The sequence below is a fragment of the Rhodococcus sp. NPDC056960 genome (genome assembly GCF_042674125.1).
Classification (GTDB): domain Bacteria; phylum Actinomycetota; class Actinomycetes; order Mycobacteriales; family Mycobacteriaceae; genus Rhodococcus_F.
Genome location: NZ_JBHURF010000008.1, coordinates 219,262 through 238,084, shown reverse-complemented (window position 1 = coordinate 238,084; position 18,823 = coordinate 219,262). Strand labels below are relative to the sequence as shown.

Annotated in this window: 17 protein-coding genes and 1 pseudogene; 14 read left to right on the top strand and 4 right to left on the bottom strand. The window is 67.2% G+C overall.

What is annotated here, in order from left to right; all coding sequences use genetic code 11:
• Positions 1 to 30 precede the first annotated feature (30 nt).
• From ACFTWF_RS15075 to ACFTWF_RS15065, 3 genes are read right to left on the bottom strand one after another with little or no spacing between them, the layout of a single operon-like run.
• Positions 31 to 1,602, bottom strand: a complete 1,572-nt coding sequence (locus ACFTWF_RS15075; protein WP_378462010.1) for a long-chain-fatty-acid--CoA ligase — start codon at positions 1,600 to 1,602, stop codon at positions 31 to 33.
• A complete protein-coding gene (locus tag ACFTWF_RS15070) occupies positions 1,599 to 2,720 on the bottom strand; it encodes an acyl-CoA dehydrogenase family protein (RefSeq protein WP_378462009.1) in 1,122 nt (373 codons plus the stop codon). The genes ACFTWF_RS15075 and ACFTWF_RS15070 overlap by 4 nt, the downstream gene beginning before the upstream one ends.
• A 10-nt stretch (positions 2,721 to 2,730) precedes the next feature.
• Positions 2,731 to 3,942 carry an acyl-CoA dehydrogenase family protein gene (locus ACFTWF_RS15065; protein ID WP_378462008.1) on the bottom strand — a complete coding sequence of 404 codons (1,212 nt, stop codon included), beginning with the start codon at positions 3,940 to 3,942 and terminating at the stop codon, positions 2,731 to 2,733.
• Between the two features lie 247 nt (positions 3,943 to 4,189).
• Here ACFTWF_RS15065 and ACFTWF_RS15060 point away from each other — a divergent pair, with 247 nt between their 5' ends.
• From ACFTWF_RS15060 to ACFTWF_RS14995, 14 genes and pseudogenes are all read left to right on the top strand, one after another.
• The gene (locus ACFTWF_RS15060) at positions 4,190 to 4,381 is read left to right on the top strand and encodes a ferredoxin (RefSeq protein WP_005244549.1); all 192 of its coding nucleotides are present in this window, start codon (positions 4,190 to 4,192) and stop codon (positions 4,379 to 4,381) included.
• Positions 4,382 to 4,455: 74 nt separating this feature from the next.
• Positions 4,456 to 5,373 carry a 3-oxoacyl-ACP reductase gene (locus ACFTWF_RS15055; protein ID WP_378462007.1) on the top strand — a complete coding sequence of 306 codons (918 nt, stop codon included), beginning with the start codon at positions 4,456 to 4,458 and terminating at the stop codon, positions 5,371 to 5,373.
• Between the two features lie 555 nt (positions 5,374 to 5,928).
• Positions 5,929 to 6,693, top strand: a complete 765-nt coding sequence (locus ACFTWF_RS15050) for an ABC transporter permease (protein WP_015888557.1) — start codon at positions 5,929 to 5,931, stop codon at positions 6,691 to 6,693.
• A gap of 20 nt (positions 6,694 to 6,713) precedes the next feature.
• On the top strand, positions 6,714 to 7,565 hold the full coding sequence (locus ACFTWF_RS15045; protein WP_073358221.1) for an ABC transporter permease: 852 nt from the start codon (positions 6,714 to 6,716) through the stop codon (positions 7,563 to 7,565).
• A 12-nt stretch (positions 7,566 to 7,577) separates the two neighbouring features.
• Positions 7,578 to 8,753 carry an MCE family protein gene (locus ACFTWF_RS15040; RefSeq protein ID WP_378462006.1) on the top strand — a complete coding sequence of 392 codons (1,176 nt, stop codon included), beginning with the start codon at positions 7,578 to 7,580 and terminating at the stop codon, positions 8,751 to 8,753.
• Complete coding sequence (locus ACFTWF_RS15035; protein WP_378462005.1) at positions 8,750 to 9,772, top strand: MCE family protein; 1,023 nt, start codon at positions 8,750 to 8,752, stop codon at positions 9,770 to 9,772. Before ACFTWF_RS15040 ends, ACFTWF_RS15035 begins: the two co-directional genes overlap by 4 nt.
• Positions 9,773 to 9,774: 2 nt before the next feature.
• On the top strand, positions 9,775 to 10,830 hold the full coding sequence (locus ACFTWF_RS15030) for an MCE family protein (RefSeq protein ID WP_378462004.1): 1,056 nt from the start codon (positions 9,775 to 9,777) through the stop codon (positions 10,828 to 10,830).
• Positions 10,827 to 12,122 (top strand): MCE family protein, encoded by a 1,296-nt coding sequence (locus tag ACFTWF_RS15025; RefSeq protein ID WP_378462003.1) that lies wholly within the window; start codon positions 10,827 to 10,829, stop codon positions 12,120 to 12,122. Before ACFTWF_RS15030 ends, ACFTWF_RS15025 begins: the two co-directional genes overlap by 4 nt.
• Positions 12,119 to 13,342 (top strand): MCE family protein, encoded by a 1,224-nt coding sequence (locus tag ACFTWF_RS15020; protein ID WP_378462002.1) that lies wholly within the window; start codon positions 12,119 to 12,121, stop codon positions 13,340 to 13,342. Before ACFTWF_RS15025 ends, ACFTWF_RS15020 begins: the two co-directional genes overlap by 4 nt.
• Positions 13,339 to 14,751: an MCE family protein gene (locus tag ACFTWF_RS15015; protein WP_378462001.1), complete on the top strand. Its 1,413-nt coding sequence runs from the start codon at positions 13,339 to 13,341 to the stop codon at positions 14,749 to 14,751. The genes ACFTWF_RS15020 and ACFTWF_RS15015 overlap by 4 nt, the downstream gene beginning before the upstream one ends.
• Positions 14,748 to 15,479, top strand: coding sequence for a hypothetical protein (locus tag ACFTWF_RS15010; protein ID WP_378462000.1), 732 nt, complete (start codon positions 14,748 to 14,750; stop codon positions 15,477 to 15,479). The genes ACFTWF_RS15015 and ACFTWF_RS15010 overlap by 4 nt, the downstream gene beginning before the upstream one ends.
• On the top strand, positions 15,476 to 15,994 hold the full coding sequence (locus ACFTWF_RS15005; protein ID WP_378461999.1) for a h domain protein: 519 nt from the start codon (positions 15,476 to 15,478) through the stop codon (positions 15,992 to 15,994). Before ACFTWF_RS15010 ends, ACFTWF_RS15005 begins: the two co-directional genes overlap by 4 nt.
• Positions 15,995 to 15,996: 2 nt before the next feature.
• Positions 15,997 to 16,134 (top strand): annotated as a pseudogene (locus tag ACFTWF_RS15000) (transporter); the annotation flags it as partial.
• 138 nt (positions 16,135 to 16,272) lie between these two features.
• On the top strand, positions 16,273 to 17,283 hold the full coding sequence (locus tag ACFTWF_RS14995) for an NAD-dependent epimerase/dehydratase family protein (RefSeq protein ID WP_378461998.1): 1,011 nt from the start codon (positions 16,273 to 16,275) through the stop codon (positions 17,281 to 17,283).
• On the opposite strand, the gene ACFTWF_RS14990 is transcribed toward ACFTWF_RS14995, so the two are convergent.
• On the bottom strand, positions 17,253 to 18,800 hold the full coding sequence (locus ACFTWF_RS14990) for a trehalose-6-phosphate synthase (protein ID WP_378461997.1): 1,548 nt from the start codon (positions 18,798 to 18,800) through the stop codon (positions 17,253 to 17,255). The genes ACFTWF_RS14995 and ACFTWF_RS14990 overlap by 31 nt on opposite strands.
• Positions 18,801 to 18,823 lie beyond the last annotated feature (23 nt).

Genomic DNA, 18,823 nt, shown 5'->3' with positions numbered 1-18,823 from the left:
GGCAATGTGTGCGTCAGTACACATTGCCACTCACGTGGGGGAGTAGGCGGACCCGTCGCGGACCCACACCGGATCGGCGCAGTTCGCGGCCTCCGCGCTCAGCACGCGGGTGACGACCTTGAACGTGGCGGTGCGGGGGAGGTCGGCACACACCCGGATCAGGCTCGGACGCTGCTTCGGTCCCAGATCGGACTGAGCGTCGAGGAAGTCCGCGAAGGCCACGGGATCGAAGTCCCGCGTCGGAACGACCGCAGCCATCACGCGGTCCCCGACGTCGGGGTCGGGCACCGCGTACACCGACACCTGCGCGAACCCGTCGTACCGCAGCAGGATGCGTTCGATGGGCGCTGCACCGACGTTCTCGCCGTCCACGCGCAACCACCCGGAACTGCGGCCCGCGAAGTACACGAACCCGTCCGCGTCCCGGTAGGCGAGGTCGCCGCTCCAGTACCTGCCGTCGCGGATCCGTTCTGCGTCGGCCTCGGGATTGTTGTAGTGGCCCGCGAACGCCCCCGGCCCCGCCGTGTTGACGAGCTCACCCGTGGCGGCCTCCGCGTTGACCACCCGGCCGGCGGCATCGAATACGGCAGGCGGACAAGGGTCGCCGGTGTCGGGATCGAGGATCGCCACACCCTCGGGAAGCCTGCCCAGGGAACCCTGCGGCGCCCCGGGTGCCGAGGAGATGGCGATACCGCCCTCGGTCGAACCGAACCCGTCGACCACTGCGGTGCCGAAGCGGCGCGAGAACGCGGCGACGGCGGGCGCGGACCCCTCGTTGCCGTACATCACCCGCAGCGTGTTGTCGGCGTCGTCGGGCATCTCCGGAGTCGCCAGCACATACGACAGCGGCTTTCCGACGTAGTTGGCGTACGTGACGCCGAACTTCCGGACATCGGACAGGAAGTTCGACGCGGAGAATTTGCGCCGCAACGCAATCGAGCTGTGCCCGGCGAGCGCCACGGACCACGCCGCCATCATGGCGTTGGAGTGGAACATGGGCATCGACATGTACACGACGTCGTCCGGGGACAGCCGGAACCGCTCGGCGAGCATGGTGCCGGGTCCGGTGATCTTCGCATGGGTGCAGCGCACGGCCTTCGGGTCGCCGCTCGTGCCGGACGTGAAGATGAGCATGAACAGGTCGTCGGCCGCGGCGACCCTCGGCGTGAATTCGGGGCGCTCCTCGGCGAGCAGGGCGGACCATTCCGGTGAATCCACGTCGACGACGGGAACGCCCGGGTCGAGACCGTCCAGCAGCCCGGACCGCCCGGATTCGGTGAAGACCACCTGACAGTCGGCCAGCGCGATGTCGCGGGCGAGCGCGGCGCCGCGCCGGGTGGTGTTGAGCCCCACGAGCACGGCGCCGGACAGCGCCGCCGCCCCGGCGAGCAGGGAGAACTCGGGGACGTTGTCCATGAGCACACCGACGTGACGGGGCCGGCTGTCGTCGAGCAGATCCTCGAGGACCGCGGCGCGGCGCAGGCTCGCCCGCACGTGTTCGGACCAGGGCAGGAAGGTGTCGTCGAAGTACAGTCCCTGGTCATCGGACCCTGCGACCCCCAGCAGCAGGTCCGTTACCGTGCGGGCGAGCGTGGCGGTCATGCCGGGACGGTGGCCAGTTCGGCGCCGAGGATGCGCAACTGCTGCGTGGCCGAACCGAGCCGGAATTCGAGGGCCTTCGCGGCGAGGAAGTACCGGTGTACGGGATGGTCCTCGTCGAGTCCGACGCCGCCGTGGACGTGGACGAGCGTGTGGGCCACCCGGTGCCCGGCGTCGGACGCCCAGAAGTTGGCGGTCTGGACGTCGCCTTCGCCGGGCAGGCCCTCGCCGATCCGCCACGCCGCCTGCCACAGCGTGAGCCGGACGCCCTTCACGTCGATGTAGGCGTCGGCGAGTCTCTGGGCCACGGCCTGGAAACTGCCGATGGGCCGCCCGAACTGGACCCGCTCACGGGCGTAGGCCGCGGTGAGCGTCAGGGCTTCGTCGAGCACGCCGTACTGGTAGGCGCAGGCACCGAGCGAGCCGCGCTCGACGAGCCAGCCGACGATCTCACCGCCCTGGTCCACGGTGCCCAGCAGTCGGTCCCCGGTGAGCGACACTCCGCCGAGGGTCACCTCACCGACGCTGGCCAGATCAACGGTCTGCTGACGGGTGACGGTCACCCCGGCGTCGTCGGGGCGGACGAGGAAGACGGCCACCCCGTCCGGGGTGGTGGCCGGGACCAGGAAGAGGTCGGCGGACGGCGCCGCGTCGACCACGATCTTCGTGCCGTCGAGTGTCCAGCCGTCCGCGCCGGGTTCGGCGCGGGTGACGGGCGCACCCGGGTTGTCGCCCAGTTCCTCGTCGAGGGCGACGGCGAGGATCTTCTCGCCGCTCGCGGCCGGTGCGCCCCAGTCGGAACGCTGCTGGTCGGTGCCGTACTTCGCGATCGCGCCTGCCGCCATCACGATCGACGACAGATAGGGAACCGGCGCGACGGCGCGGCCCAGTTCGACGAGGATGCTGCACTGCTCGAGGACGCCGAAACCGTCGCCGCCCACCGACTCCGGCAGCGCGGCGCTCAGGACGCCGGACGACGCGAGCGCGGACCAGAGCCGCCGATCGAGACGGTCCTCCGCCTGGTCGAGTTCGCGCAGCCGCTCGTTGGTGACGAGATCGGAGACGATTCCTCGGGTGAGGCCGGCCAGATCCTGCTGGGCCTCGGTGGGAGTGAAGTCCATGGTGGTAGTCCTAACGCTTCGCGGGGGGCAGGCCGAGGGCGGTCATGGCGATGATGTCGCGTTGCACCTCGTTGGTTCCGCCGCCGAACGTGAGGATCAGCGACGACCGGTGCATCCGCTCGAGCCGTCCGCGCAGCAGGACGCCGGGGGAGTTCTGCCGCAGCGTCGCCGACGGTCCGAGGATCTCCATCAGCAGCCGGTACGCCTCCGTGGCGAATTCGGTGCCGTAGACCTTGTTGGCCGACGCCGCCTCAGGGCCCGGAGCGTGGGCTGAATCATTCCCCGTCGCTTCGCTCGCCCCGGTCGACGAGGCGATCTCCCAGTTCATCAACTTGAGGTACTCGGCCTTGGCGTGGACGCGGGCCAGGTTGATCTGGACCCATTCCTGGTCGATGACGCGGCGGCCGTCCGGCAGCTTCGTGTTCTGCGCCCATTCGCGCACCTCGCGCTGGGCGGTGAGGACCGGCCCGGCCGACGTCAGGGCGACCCGCTCGTGGTTGAGCTGGTTGGTGATCAGCGCCCAGCCGCCGTGTTCGGGGCCGACGAGCGCGGACGACGGAACCCGCACGTCCTGGTAGTAGGTAGCGCTGGTGTCCGGGCCCGCCATCGTGTGGACGGGCGTGTACGAGAAGCCCTCGGCGGTGGTCGGGACGATCAGCATGCTGATGCCCTTGTGCTTCTTCGCGTCGGGGTCGGTGCGGCACGCCAGCCATACGTAGTCGGCGTACGCGATGAGACTCGTCCACATCTTCTGGCCGTTGACGACGTAGTCGTCGCCGTCCTTGACGGCGGTGGTGCGGAGGCTGGCGAGGTCGGTGCCCGCTTCGGGCTCGGAGTAGCCGATGGAGAAGTGGAGTTCGCCGGCCGAGATCCTGGGCAGGAAGAACGACTTCTGTTCGGGGGTGCCGAAGTGCATGATCGTCGGCGCCACCGAGTTGATGGTGAGGAAGGGGACCGGGGCGCCCGCGATGGCGGCCTCGTCGGTGAAGATCAACTGCTCCATGGCCGACCGTTCCTGGCCGCCGTACTCCCTGGGCCACCCGAGCGTCAGCCAGCCGTCCTTGCCCATCTGGGCGACGACGTCGCGGTAGACGTTGCCCTCGCCGTATTCGCCGGTGGTGGCGGCCAGCGCCTCCCGACGCTCCGGAGTCATCAGCTTCGCGAAGTACGCGCGCAACTCTTCCCGTAGCTGTTGCTGCTGCGGTGTGTACGTGATGTGCATCGAAATACCTCTCCGGTCCGAGAGCGGAATCAGCTGAAATCTGGCACAGGTTCCAGTCTCTGCGGGGTAGTGGCGGGGCCGGCCCGGGCCGGCCCCGAAGCGTGCCCGGTAGGCGTGCTCGCAGTCGTGGAACGAATCATTGCACACGACTGGAACAGGTTCTAGTGTTATCCCAGGAACGGCGTGCGCCCCAGCCCGGCGGCACCCGGATCCGCGAGTGACGAGACGAGGAGAAGTGAGGGTTGCCATGGAGGTCAGAGTCGATTTCGACCGTTGCGAGGCCAACGGTGTGTGCGTGGGGATCGCGCCCGACATCTTCGAGCTCGACGACGACGATCAACTGCACATCTCGAGTGCTGTTCCTCCCGCTGACCGGGAGGAAGACGTGCGTACCGCGATCGCTCAGTGTCCGAGGGCCGCACTGAGCGAGCATCCCTGAGGATTGTTGCCCGAAATGAGAACACGTTCTACAGTGACGTTCCCGCGAGTGCACAGAACCAGGAGAGCGTGTTCATGAATGCTGCGACCGACCGTGATGTGAACGTGGACGGCAAGGTCGCCGTCGTGACCGGCGCCGGATCGGGCCTCGGAAAGTTCGAGGCGATCGCTCTGGCCCGCTCCGGCGCGTCCCTCGTCGTCAACGACCTGATCGCGAACGACGCGGTCGAGGCGACGCTCGACGAGATCCGGGGGCTGGGCGCGAAGGTCGAATTCGTGGCGGGCGACATCGGTGACCGGTCCACCGCCGACGCGATCATGGAGGCCGCGCAGAGCCGGCTCGGTGGTCTCGACATTCTGGTGAACAACGCGGGCATCACGCGGGATCGCATGCTGTTCAACATGTCCGACGAAGACTGGGACCTCGTGCTGAAGGTGCATCTGCGTGGTCACTTCCTGCTGTGCCGCTCCGCCGCGTCCTACTGGCGGGGGAAGTCGAAGGAGGCCGGGGCCCCGGTGTACGGGCGCATCGTGAACACGTCGTCGGAGGCGGGACTGCTGGGCCCCGAGGGGCAGGCGAACTACGGCGCCGCCAAGGCGGGGATCACGGCGCTCACGCTGTCCGCCGCCCGTGGGTTGTCCCGGTACGGCGTCCGCGCCAACGCGATCTGCCCGCGGGCCCGCACATCGATGACGGAGAACGTCTTCGGGGAGGCGCCGGCCGAGGGGGTCGATCCGTTGTCGCCGGAGCATGTGGCCGCACTGGTCGCCTACCTCGCGTCACCCGCCGCGGACTCGGTGAACGGTCAGGTCTTCGTCGTCTACGGCCCGATGGTGGCGCTGATGGCGGCACCGGTCGTGGAGCAGCGGTTCGATGCCGCGGACGGTCGATGGACGCCCGCCTCGCTCGCCGCGGAACTCGGCGACTACTTCGGTGACCGTGATCCGGCTGCCATGTTCTCGGCGTCCGCGGCGCTGCGCGACCTGGGCTGATCTGCCGCTCCCGGGGCGGCGATCCGACACGAAGGGCGTTTCAGTATCGTTTCCGCAGGTAATGCACCCGCGATGGGCGATACTGAGGACAACTGGACAGCGGCGGTGTCGGGGCCGGGCGACCGCGGTGGGGTGTTCGAGAGGTGTGCCGGATTTGACTAGATCGTGTTCTAGTTCTCGGCCGCGGTCCCGTTGGATCGCCGCTGTTCGCCTGCCGCGCGACCCTCGTCGCCCCATCGAGTCGAACGCGTCTGTCGGCGGTGCGGCATCCGAGTGCCGGGACCCCGCCTCTGTCGTCGAAAGTTCTTGTGCTATAACCGCTTAGGGTTCGATCTCGACCGGCGTTCCCGGCGCGCGAAGTACGTATGACTACCCTCGGATTTCGCTCGAATCACGCCCTTCGGGCGTGCTGAATATGGGACGATTTGTGCTGATGAGCGACCACCTTTGACAGGTGAACACGTTCTAGTTAATATGACCTGAGTCACAGACCGTTGGGGGGCTGGGCTCGAACTGACAGTCGGTGCTGGGCGCGATCATGGACGAGGAGGGCGGATGGTAGACCTCCTCGAGGTGCCGTTGCGTGCGGTCGGCGGGTTCTTCACGATGTCGGGCGAGACGTTGAGGGCAGTCTTTTCGAGGCCCTTCCAGCGCCGTGAGTTCGTCGACCAGGCGTGGTTCGTCGCCCGGGTCTCGATGGTGCCCACGGTCCTGGTGGCCATCCCCTTCACCGTTCTGGTGAGCTTCACGATCAACATCCTCCTCCGCGAGATCGGCGCCGCCGACCTCAGTGGAGCCGGCGCCGCCCTCGGCACCGTGACCCAGGTGGGGCCCATCGTCACCGTGCTCATCGTGGCGGGCGCGGGAGCCACCGCCATCTGCGCAGACCTCTCCGCCCGCACCATCCGCGAGGAGATCGACGCGATGCGCGTGCTGGGCATCAATCCGATCCACCGGCTGGTCGTCCCCCGAGTGCTCGCGTCGACAGTCGTGGCCCTGCTCCTCAACGGGCTCGTCTGCACCATCGGCATCCTCGGCGGATTCGTCTTCTCGGTCTACATCCAGGACGTCAACCCGGGTGCGTTCGTCAACGGGATCACCCTGCTCACCGGATTCGGTGAGCTCGTCATCTCGGAAGTCAAAGCCGGTCTGTTCGGCATGATCGCCGGGCTCGTCGCCGCCTACCTCGGCCTCAACGTCAAGGGTGGCGCGAAGAGCGTCGGAGACGCCGTCAACCAGACCGTCGTGTTCTCGTTCATGGCCCTGTTCGTGGTCAACGTCCTCGTCACCGCCGTCGGCATCAAGCTGACGGCAGGGTGATCGACATGGTGGTGGAGTAGATGGCACTAGCGGCGGCCGGGCGCTTTCCCCGAACTCGTAAGCGGTTCGCGTCGGCGTCCCGCTCGATCGACCGGCTCGGCGAGCAGGCGCTGTTCTTCGCGCGTGCCATCGGCTCGGCACCCCGCGCGATCATGCACTACCCGCGGGAGACGCTGCGGCTCATCGCCGAGATCAGCATGGGCACGGGAGCGCTCGCGGTCATCGGCGGCACCGTCGTGATCGTCGGCTTCCTGACACTGTTCACCGGCGGCACCATCGCGGTGCAGGGCTACAGCTCGCTCGGCAACATCGGCGTCGAAGCCCTCACCGGCTTCTTCGCGGCGTTCATCAACGTGCGCATCGCGGCCCCGGTCATCGCCGGCATCGGGCTCGCCGCGACCATCGGTGCCGGCTCCACCGCGCAACTCGGCGCCATGCGCGTCTCCGAGGAGATCGACGCGCTCGAGACGATGGCGATCCCGTCGATCCCGTACCTGGTCAGCACGCGCGTGATGGCGGGAATGATCGCGATCATCCCGCTGTACGCCCTGGCGGTGATCGCATCGTTCATGGCGAGCCGGTTCGCGACCGTGGTGCTGTACGACCAGTCGTCCGGCGTCTACGACCACTACTTCTCGACATTCCTGATACCCACGGACATCCTGTGGTCGTTCGCCCAGGCCATCGTCATGGCGATCGCCATCATGCTCATCCACACCTACTACGGCTTCAACGCCTCGGGCGGTCCGGTCGGCGTCGGCGTGGCCGTCGGCAACGCGGTGCGCTCCTCGCTGATCGCCGTCGTCACCGTCACCCTGCTCATCTCGCTCGCCATCTACGGCGGGTCCGGCAACTTCAACTTGTCGGGATAGGGGTGCCGGTCGATGACTGATTCGGGTGGGAAGAAGAAACTCGCGGCACTCGTCCTCGTCGTGAGTCTCCTCGCGATCATCGGCGTCTCGCTCGCCATGTTCAACGGAACCTTCAGTGAGACCACGCCCGTCACCGTCACCTCGGATCGCTCGGGGCTGGTGATGGAACCCGCCGCCAAGGTCAAGCTCCTCGGTGTCGAGATCGGCCGCGTCGACTCCATCGAACACGTGCCGGACGGTGCCGAGCTGAAACTCGCCATGTATCCCGACATGATGTCGCTCATTCCGTCGAATGCCACCGTGGAGATCAAGTCCACCACCGTGTTCGGCGCGAAGTACGTCGATTTCATGATGCCGGACGATCCGTCGTCCACCCATCTCCAGCCGGGCGCCGTCATCGCCTCCGACAACGTCACCGTCGAGTTCAACACCGTCTTCCAGCACCTCTCCGACGTGCTGGCCAAGGTGCAGCCGGAGAAGCTGAACGCCACGCTCGGCGCCATCTCCTCGGCGCTGCACGGACGGGGCGAGGAACTCGGCGCGCTGCTCGAGCAGAGCGACAGCTACCTGGCGAAGATGAATCCGAGTCTGCCTCAGCTGCAGCAAGACCTGTCCAAGGCCGCCCAGGTCACGGACGTCTACGCCGACACCGCGCCGGATCTGCTGCGGGTGCTCGACAACGCGACGGCCACCAGCGGCACCGTCGTCGACGAACAGGACAACCTGGATGCGGTGCTGCTCAACGTCACCGGGCTCGCCGACACGGCCAACACCGTCCTGACCGAGAACGAGCAGAACCTGGACTCCGCGCTCGACCTGCTGATCCCGACGACGGATCTGCTCGCCGAGTACTCGCCCGAGATCTCCTGCTTCATCGTCGGCCTGAACAACGTGATCCCGCTCGCCGAAGAACTCATCGGCGGCAACCAGCCGGGGATCGCGCTGAGCGCCAGCTTCATGTACGGGCAGACGCCGTACACCTACCCGAAGGACCTGCCGAAAGTGAACGCGACAGGTGGGCCGAACTGTCACGGCCTTCCCGATCCTGATCCCAGTGTGCACGCGAACTTCGTCGTCGCCGACACCGGAACGGTGCCCTTCGTGCCGTCGACGCAAGTTCAGGTGCACCTGCCGAAGGTGTTCCAGTTGTTGTTCGCGGGTGTGTACCCCGAGCAGGGTGGGCAGTGACTGTGCGAGCCACCACGGTCAAGCTGCTGATCTTCGCGACGGTGATGTCGGTGATCTTCGCCGGTCTCGCGCTGGTGTTCAGCCAGTACCGGTTCAGTAGCAGCGACGGCTACCACGCCACGTTCACGGACGTGTCCGGACTCAAGCCCGGCGACAAGGTGCGGATCGCCGGCGTTCCCGTCGGCGCCGTCGAGAACGTGAAGATCGACGACGACAACCAGGCCGACGTCGACTTCACCGTCGACACCAAGTACTCGCTGTTCGACGGGACGAAGGCGACGGTGCGGTACGAGAATCTCGTCGGCGACCGGTACATGGAACTGCTCGAGGGTGCCGGATCGGTGGAGCCGCTGCCGGACGGCGGCTCCATTCCCGTCGAGAACACTTCTCCCGCACTCGATCTCGACCTCCTGCTGGGCGGGTTCAAGCCGCTGCTGCGGGCACTGGACCCGCAGCAGGTCAACGACCTGTCCGACGCTCTGGTGAAAGTCTTCCAGGGGCAGGGCGGAACACTCGTCTCGCTCCTCGGCAGCACGAGTTCGTTCACGAACACCCTCGCGGACCGGGACCAGTTGATCGGCGAGGTGATCACTAACCTCAACCAGGTTCTCGGCACGATCAACGACCGGGGCGACCAGTTCCGGTCCACGCTCGACCAACTGCAGCAACTGGTCAGCGGGCTCTCCCAGGACCGCGACCAGATCGGTGACGCCATTCCCCGCATCGCGGGAGCCACCGGGGACCTCGCGAACCTGCTCGAGGGCGCGCGGCCGCCGCTGCAGAGCACGATCGCCGAGGCAAACCGCACCGCCACCCAATTGCAGGCGGGGGAGGGCGACCTGGACTGGGTTCTCCAGAATCTGCCCGCCGCCTACCGCCGCCTCATCCGGATCGGTACGTACGGCAGCTTCTTCCAGATGTATGTCTGCACAGTGAAGTTCAAGTTCTCCGGCCCGGACGGATCGGATCTGCTCCTCAACATGCCGGGCGGTCAGACGGCGGGGAGGTGTGCACCGTAGTCATGAAGAGTGAACGTAATCCCGTACAGGTGGGCATCATCGGTGTCGCCGTCGCGAGCATGATCGTGATCGCGACCCTGCAATACGATCAGCTGCAATTCCTCTCGGGCGGAACGCAATACTCCGCCGTGTTCGAGGACGCGGGCGGCCTGATGGCCGGCGACACCGTCACCCTCGCCGGCGTCGACGTCGGGAAGGTCGCCGACGTCGAACTCGACGATCAGAACGTGCTCGTCACGTTCTCGATCCAGGACGGCATCGCGCTCGGCGACGCCACCGAGGCGAACATCAAGACCAACACGGTCCTCGGGCGCAAATCCCTGGCCGTCACCCCGCTCGGGCACGACACGATGCGAGTGGGATCGACGATTCCCCTGGAACGCACCAACTCCCCGTACTCGCTCAACGACGCACTCGGCGACCTGTCGACCACCGTGTCCGAACTCGACACCGACAAGGTCAACAACGCGTTGAACGCGATGTCCGGCGCGCTGGAGAACACACCACCCGAACTGCGCACCGCCCTCGACGGCCTGACGCGGTTGTCCGAGAGCATCAATTCGCGAGACGAGAGCCTGCGGCAACTGCTTTCCCGTGCGGAGAACGTGACGGGCATCCTCGCCGAACGCAGCGGGCAGATCAACTCTCTCATCGTGGACGGGAACCAGCTGTTCGGCGAGCTCGACCGCCGCCGCGCGGCGATCAGTCAGCTGATCGTCAACATTTCCGCGGTGTCCCAGCAGCTGACGGGTCTGGTCCAGGACAACGAGGAGCAGATGAAACCGACGCTCGACAAGCTGAACTCGGTGGTCGACATCCTGCAGCGGAACAAGGACAACATCTCGCAGGCCCTCGACGGCCTCGCGCCGTACGCCACCCAGCTCGGCGAATCGGTCGGCAGCGGGCCGTTCTTCATGGCCTACGTCTACAACATCGGCATCGGCAATCTGTTCCAGGGTTTGAGCGATGCCGTGACCTGGCCGGAGCATCTCCCCAACGACCTCCAGGCCTACCTGCAGACAGGTCCGTCCATCGAGCTGAGGGAACCGCCACGATGACGACGAACCCGGAAATCACGAACGCGCGGAAGAAGTGGCTGATCCGCGGAGGCATCGCCGCAGTCGTGGTGGTGCTGGTCGTCGGCGCCGCCGTGATGTTCGTGCCCAAGCTGTTCCAGAACACGATCACGGCCTACTTCCCGACGACGACCGGACTGTATTCGGGCGACGACGTCCGCGTCCTCGGCGTGAAGGTGGGCACGATCGACTCGATCGAACCCGGCGCCGATTTCGCCCGCGTCACCATGAACGTGAAGAAGAGCGTCGAGATTCCCGACGACGCCAAGGCCGTCATCGTCGCGCCCAGCCTGGTGTCGGGACGGTTCGTCCAGCTGACGCCGGTGTATTCGGGTGGGCCCACGATGGGTGACGGGGCGAGCATCCCGATCGAGCACACCGCCGTGCCGGTGGAGTGGGACGAGATCAAGACCGAACTGAACAAGTTGTCGAAGGCACTCGGACCGCAGGGGGCCGACCCGCAGGGCTCCCTCGGCACGTTCATCGACACCGCCGCAGACAATCTCGACGGCAACGGCGAGTCGCTGCGGAGCACGCTGCGCGAGCTGTCGGAGACCATGCGGACGCTGTCCGACGGCCGCACCGACCTTTTCTCCACCATCCGCAACCTGCAGACGTTCGTGGCCGCGCTGTCGTCGAGCAACGAGCAGATCGTCCAGTTCGAGGGCCGGCTCGCGTCGGTGTCGAACATGCTCGCCACCAACTCCGACGAACTCGGGACGGCACTGAACGATCTCGACATCGCCCTCGGTGACGTCAATCGGTTCGTGGTGGAGAACCGGGCCGCCCTCAGCGAGCAGGTCGGGCGGCTGGCCGACGCCACCCAGGTTCTCGCCGACAAGAGGCCGCAGATCGAGCAGGTCCTCCACGTCGCCCCCACCGCGCTCGCCAATTTCAGTAACATCTACAAGCCGGCGCAGGGTTCGCTCGTCGGTGCCATCGCCATGTCGAACTTCGGCAATCCCGTCAACTTCATGTGCGGTGCCATTCAGAGCCTGCAGGCCAACGAGGCGAATCGAAGTGCCGATCTGTGTACCCAGTACCTGTCGCCGGTCTTAAACTCGCTGACGATGAACTACCTGCCCATCCTCACGAACCCGACCACGGGTGTGAATGCGTTCCCCGACCAGATCGAGTACAGCCCGCCCAGTCTCGAGGGCTCCGTCCCGCCGCGGACCGCGGCGCCCCCGGTGACCGGCACCCTCGCCGGGATGCCCACCGTGGACGTGCCCCGAGACCTGAACGATCTGCTGCAGCCGGGAGGTGGGCGATGACGAAGCGCACACGGGTGCGTCGCGGCGGCATCGCGGCCGTGGCGATCACGCTGTCCCTGACACTGACCGGATGCGAGTGGGAGGGCCTGAACTCGCTCCCGCTGCCCGGCACCGAGGGACAGGGCGACGACGCCTACACCGTGGAGATCCAGATGCCCAATGTGACGACGCTGTCGCAGAACTCGCCGGTCCGGGTCAACGACGTGACGGTGGGAGCGGTGACGGGTATCGAGGTACAGGACTGGCATGCGCTGGTCACCGTGTCGATCAACGGCGACGTCCAACTGCCGGCCAACGCCACCGCCAAGATCGGCCAGACCAGCCTCCTCGGCTCGCAGCACCTCGAACTTGCCCCGCCGACCGACACCGCGCCCGAGGGCACACTCGAGGACGGCGACGTCATCCCCATCGAGCGGGCGGGCGCCTACCCGACCACCGAACAGACGCTGTCGTCCTTGTCGGTGGTGCTCAACGGCGGCGGCATCGCCCAGATCCGCGACATCACCCAGGAACTCAACGCCACTCTGGACGGCCGGGAGGACTCGATCCGCGACCTTCTGCCGCAGCTCGACCAGCTCGTCACCAGCCTCGATCAGCAGCGCGGAGACATCATCGGCGCGATGGAGGGGCTCGACCGGCTGTCCGGCACGGTCAACGAGCAGAAGCCCACCCTCGACGCGGCGCTGGACGGCATCCCGCCCGCGCTGGACGTACTCGTCGAACAGCGGCAGAACCTCACCACCGCCCTGGTCGAGGTGGGCAAGCTCAGTGACACCGCGAGCCGCCTCGTCGAGAGCAGCGGCGAGGAACTGAAGACGAACCTCCGCAACCTCACCCCGGTGCTGCGCGAACTCGCCAACTCCGGGAGCGCACTGACCCAGGTGCTGACCCTGATGCTCACGTACCCGTTCCCGATGAAGACGATGGACAAGGCGATCCAGGGTGACTACGCGAACCTCATGATGACGATCGACCTGACCAACGCACGCGTCGACAACAACTTCCTCACCGGAACCGGGCTCGGGGGATCGCTCGGCGGCGTCGAGGGCGCGGTGGGATCGCTCGCCGGTGTCGCCGGACAGTCGGGCGATCCGCTGCAGGCACCCCTGCAGCCCGCCCCGGCACCGCCGCCGCCGCTGATTCCGGGACTCCCGCAGATACCCGGACTGCCGCAGATACCGGGCCTTCCGCCGCAACTGGGAGGGGCGCCCACACCATGAGAATGACCGGATTCGTTCGGGCTCAGCTGATCATCTTCTCGATCCTCACCGTCATCGGACTGGTGGTGATGTCGATCCAGTACGTGAAGGTGCCGGTGCTGTTCGGTGTCGGACGCTACGAAGTCAGCGTCCAGTTGCGGTCGACGGGTGGGCTCTACTCCCACGCCAACGTCGCCTACCGGGGCACCAACATCGGTGTCGTCGAGAACGTCGCACTCACGGCGGACGGCGTGGAAGCGAAGATGTCGCTCGACAGCGACTACAAGATCCCGGCAGACGTCGACGCAGCCGTGAAGAGTGTGTCGGCGGTCGGTGAGCAGTACGTCGATCTGATTCCCCGAGCCGGAGCCCCCGCCGACGGTCCGTACCTCGCGAACGGTGACGTGATCCCGCTCGATCGCGCCACCATCCCGCAGGACGTCGGCGAGATGCTCGACCAGGCGGACGCATTGCTCGCGAGCATCTCGGACACCCGGTTGCAGACGGTGATCGACGAGGCGTTCACCGCGTTCAACGGATCCGGACCCGACCTGCAGAGGCTCATCGACTCTGCCCGCCTGTTCGTCGAGGAGGCCGACGCCAACAGCGACGCGACCAAGGCCCTCATCGATCAGGTCGGCCCGCTGCTCGACACCCAGACCGTCAGCAGCGACGCGATCCGGTCGTGGACCCGGGACCTCGTGACGTTCACCGATCAGTTGCGGGCGAGCGACCCGAATCTGCGGTCGGTGCTGGAGAAGGGGCCGGGAGCCGCGCAGGAGGCCACCCAGCTGTTCCAGGACCTGCAGCCGACGCTGCCGATCCTGCTGCGGAATCTGGTGAGCGTCGCCCAGGTCGGAGTGATCTACAACAAGAGCATCGAGCAGGTCCTCGTCATCTACCCGCCGCTGACGGCGGCCCTGGTGACCGCGGCCAAGGGTGGTCCGGTGGAGGACGGCGCGATCGTCGACTTCGCGCTGCAGCTGCACGATCCGCCCGCGTGCACGACGGGATTCCTCCCCCCGGAGCAACGCCGGTCCGGCGATCAGACCGATCCGATCGCCACCCCGAACGACCTGTACTGCAAGGCCGCCTCGGATGACCCGTCGGTGGTCCGCGGTGCGCGGAACCTGCCGTGCATGGAGTATCCCGGTCGTCGCGCACCGACGGTCGAGGCGTGCCGGGAGGGCTGGGAGGCGTCGGGCAACAACCCGCCGTACGGGCCCATCATGCCGCCGGATGTACCCTCGTACACAGCCGTTCCGAGTTCCTACGAAGGCGCCGCGGGTGCACCGGTCGCGGCCGTGCCCTACGACCCGGCCACCGGTAGCTTCATTGGTTCGGATGGAAAGACGTACACCCAACCGGATCTGGCGGTGCAGGGAAAGGACTCGACGTGGCAGACGATGATGACAGGTCAGCAGATTTGAGTTCCAGCACAGACCACCGCGCAACCGACTCGTCCGAGCAGGCAACCGCCGGGAGGGAGCGGAGCAGGCGACGAGCCGTCCGGCACGCGGGCCCACCGGTGGGGGAGACCGAGGCGCCGAAGCCGGTGGTCCTCGCCAAGCCCGTCGACGCGCACGCCGCGTCCGACACGGAAAGCGAGACGACGGCGAAGGCCGCCTCCCCCGACGCTCCCGCGGCCGACAGTCCGAAGCCGCAGCGCTCGCTGAAGTCGTTGCTCGCGTGGGGTGTTACCGCGGTGGTCATCATCGCACTGGTCGCCGCTGCGGTGGTGCTGCTGCTCGACCTCCGGTCCGCACGCGAGCGGGACGATCGGCGGCAGGCATTCGTCGACACCGCCCGGCAGACGGTGCTCAACCTGACGACCATCCATCCCGAGACGGCGAAGGAAGACGTCGACCGGATCATCGCCGGAGCGTCGGGTCAGTTCCTCGAAGAATTCCAGGGCCGTGAGGATCCCTTCGTCGGTGTCGTCCGGGACGCGAACGTGACCACCGAGGGAGAGGTCGTCGAGGCGGGCATCGAGAACGGAACCGAGACGGCCATCTCGGCGAACGTCCTCGTGGCCGCACGGACGATGGTGAGCAGCAAGGAACAGCCCGACCCGTCGCCACGCGACTTCCGGATGCGGGTAACGATCAGCGACGTCGACGGCAAGTTGACCGCATCGAAGGTGGAGTTCGTCCCATGAGCGAGAACGACGAAGGCACGCGAAAGTTCGCGATCACCAAGGCGACAGCGCTGAAGATCGCGGCCGCGGTCGTGGTGGTGGCCCTCGCCGTCGGGGTGGGCTTCCTCTGGTACGGCTACCGGCAGGATCAGCTGGCGGAGCGGGCGCGGACCGAGGCCGTCGACGCGGCGGGCAAGCAGGCCGTCGCGATGCTGGCGTACGACTTCTCCGATGTCGACAACCAATTGGCCGCTGCCGCAGACGGACTCACCGGTTCGTTCCGCGACGACTACACCACGCTGGTGCAGCAGACCATCGCCCCGGGCGCGAAGGAAAAGCAACTCACCGTGCAGGTGTCGGTGCAGGCCGGCGCGCCCGTGTCGACCACACCCGACACGGCGGTGGTGCTGCTGTACCTGAACCAGACCACGACGAGTGCCGAGGCGCCCGACGCCCGCACGTCGGGCAGTCGGGTGCGGGTGTCGCTGCAGAAGGTGGACGACCGCTGGCTCGTCGATCAGCTGACCCCGGTGTAGGCGTGGCCCTCCCGGCGCCGACTGTGGCGGAACTGCGTGCCGCAGTGGGGCGTTCGCCCGCGGCGGTGGCTGTGCACGACCGGGGCGCGTGGGTGGGGCTGTTCTCGGACGGCGCGCGCGTCAACGAACCGGTGGGCTCGTGGTGGAACAAGATGATCGTGGCCTGACGTACGACCCCTTCACAAAGTGAAACAAGTTCTAGTAGTGTCGGAGGCTCTTGGCCGGTCGCCGGCGCACGACGTTGCGCCGCGGGGCCACAACCGAACGGGGAGTCGTCGATGAAGGTTGCAGTAACCGGCGCCGCGGGATTCGTGGGCAACAATCTGCTGAATCTGTTGGTCGAGGCGGGGCACGAGGTGACCGCGATCGACCGCGTGCGTTCCCGGTACGCGCCCCAAGATGGGGTCACCTGGGTGAACGCCGACGTGCTCGACGTCGAATCCATGAAACGGGCCCTGGACGGCGCCGAGGTGGTCTACCACCTGGTCGCGATGATCACCCTCGCGCAGAAGGACGACCTGGCCTGGACCGTGAACACGACCGGAGTGCGCACTGTCGCCGAAGCTGCTCTCGCCGTGGGTGTTCGGCGGATGGTGCACTGCAGCTCCGTGCATTCGTTCGATCAGAGCAGTTGCGGCGGAACGCTCGACGAGAATTCGCCCCGCTCCGTCGACGCGGCGATCCCGGTGTACGACAGGTCGAAGTGGGCAGGCGAACTCGCACTCCGCGACGTGATCGAGGCCGGACTCGACGCGGTGATCTGCAACCCCACCGGCGTGTACGGGCCCGTCGACTACGGACTGTCCCGCGTGAACGCCCTGCTGCGCAACGCTGCTCGCGGCCGGGTTCCCGCGGCGGTGCAGGGCGGGTTCGACTTCGTCGACGTCCGCGACGTCGCCGCCGGTCTGATCGCCGCCGGGGAGAGGGGGCGCACCGGGGAGAACTATCTGATCTCCGGACACATGCTCGGCATGCACGATGCCGTGAGAAGGGCAGCGCGTGCGGCGGGCCGTCGGGGGCCGCTGTACTCGTTCCCGCTCAGCGTCATCGAACGCGTGCTGCCGATCGCCGAACCGATCGGGGCGCGGTTCGGATCCGACGTGCTGTCGCGGTCGGCGATGTCGGCGCTGCTCGCCGCGCCGGTCGTCGACGGCAGCAAGGCGCGGTCCGAACTCGGCTACGTTCCGCGTCCGGCCGACGAGACGATCCGCGACTTCGTCGCGTTCCTGGTGACGTCCGGCCAGCTGGGCCGGGAAGGTCAGTTGTCCTCGGTGGCGTCCGCGTCGTAGTCCGACTCGGAGGCCTCGGCGGGCGCGATCAGCGCGGGACCCGCGGCGCCGCCGTGCGCGAGCGCGTCGAGGAACGACTTGGCCCACCGGTCGACGTCGTGAGCGAGCACCTGCCTGCGCAGGGCACGCATGTGGCGTCGGCCGTCCTCCTTCGGCTGGTTGAGGGCCTGCTCCATCGCGTCCTTGACGCTGTCGAGATCGTGCGGATTGCAGAGGAACGCCTGGCGCAGTTCGGCGGCCGCGCCGGTGAATTCGCTGAGCAGCAGAGCGCCACCCAGGTCGCTGCGGCACGCCACGTACTCCTTGGCGACGAGGTTCATGCCGTCGCGGAGCGGGGTCACCAGCATGACGTCGGCGGCGACGAAGAAGGCGATCAGCTCGTCGCGGGGGATCGGCCGATGCAGGTAGTGCACCACCGGCCGGCCGACCTCGCTGTACTCGCCGTTGATCCGCGATACCTTGCGTTCGATGTCGTCGCGCATCTGCACGTAGCTGTCGACGCGTTCGCGGCTCGGCGTGGCCAGCTGCACCATGACCGTGTCGGCGGGATCGATGCGCTGCTCGTCGAGCAGTTCGTGGAGGGCGGCGAGGCGGACGTCGATGCCCTTCGTGTAATCGAGGCGGTCCACGCCCAGCATGATGTGCTTGGGATTGCCCAGTTCCCGCCGGATCTTCTTCGCGCGGTCCCGGATCGACTTGGATCTGGATTGCTCGTCCAACTTGCCCGAGTCGATGGAGATCGGAAACGCGCCGACCCGCACGGTGCGGAATCCGACCTGCACCACGCCCAGCTTGGAGCGGACGCCCACGGTGCCGCGGGACGTCTGCTGGCCGGCGAGCCGCCGGGCCAGGTACAGGAAGTTCTGAGCGCCGCCGGGGAGGTGGAAGCCGATCAGGTCGGCGCCGAGCAGACCCTCGATGATCTCCGTGCGCCACGGCATCTGCATGAACAGTTCCACCGGCGGGAACGGAATGTGCAGGAAGAACCCGATGGTGAGGTCGGGGCGGAGCATGCGCAGCATCTTCGGGACGAGCTGCAGCTGGTAGTCCTGGATCCACACGGTGGCACCGTGCGCGGCGGCCTTCGACGTGGCCTCCGCGAAACGCCGGTTGACCTCGACGTACGCGTTCCACCAGTCGCGGTTGTACTCGGGTTTGACGATGACGTCGTGATAGAGCGGCCAGAGTGTGGCGTTGGAGAAGCCCTCGTAATAGTCGGCGATCTCCGCCGCGCTCAGCGGGACGGGGTAGAGCTCGAGTTCGTCCTCGACGACGGGGTCGAGCTCGGCGTCCGCGACCCCCGCCCAGCCGACCCATGCACCCTTGTTGCGGCGCAGGATCGGCTCGAGCGCGGTGACGAGGCCGCCGGGGCTGCGCTTCCAGCGCGTGGTGCCGTCCGGAAGGCGGTCGAGATCGACGGGGAGTCGGTTCGCGACGACGACGAAGTCGGCTTGCCCGGAAACAGGATCAGAACTCGAGCGTTCTGACGATGCTGACGATTCCGAGCTGGCAGCCACGGGCTTCCTTCGCGGTCGAAGTG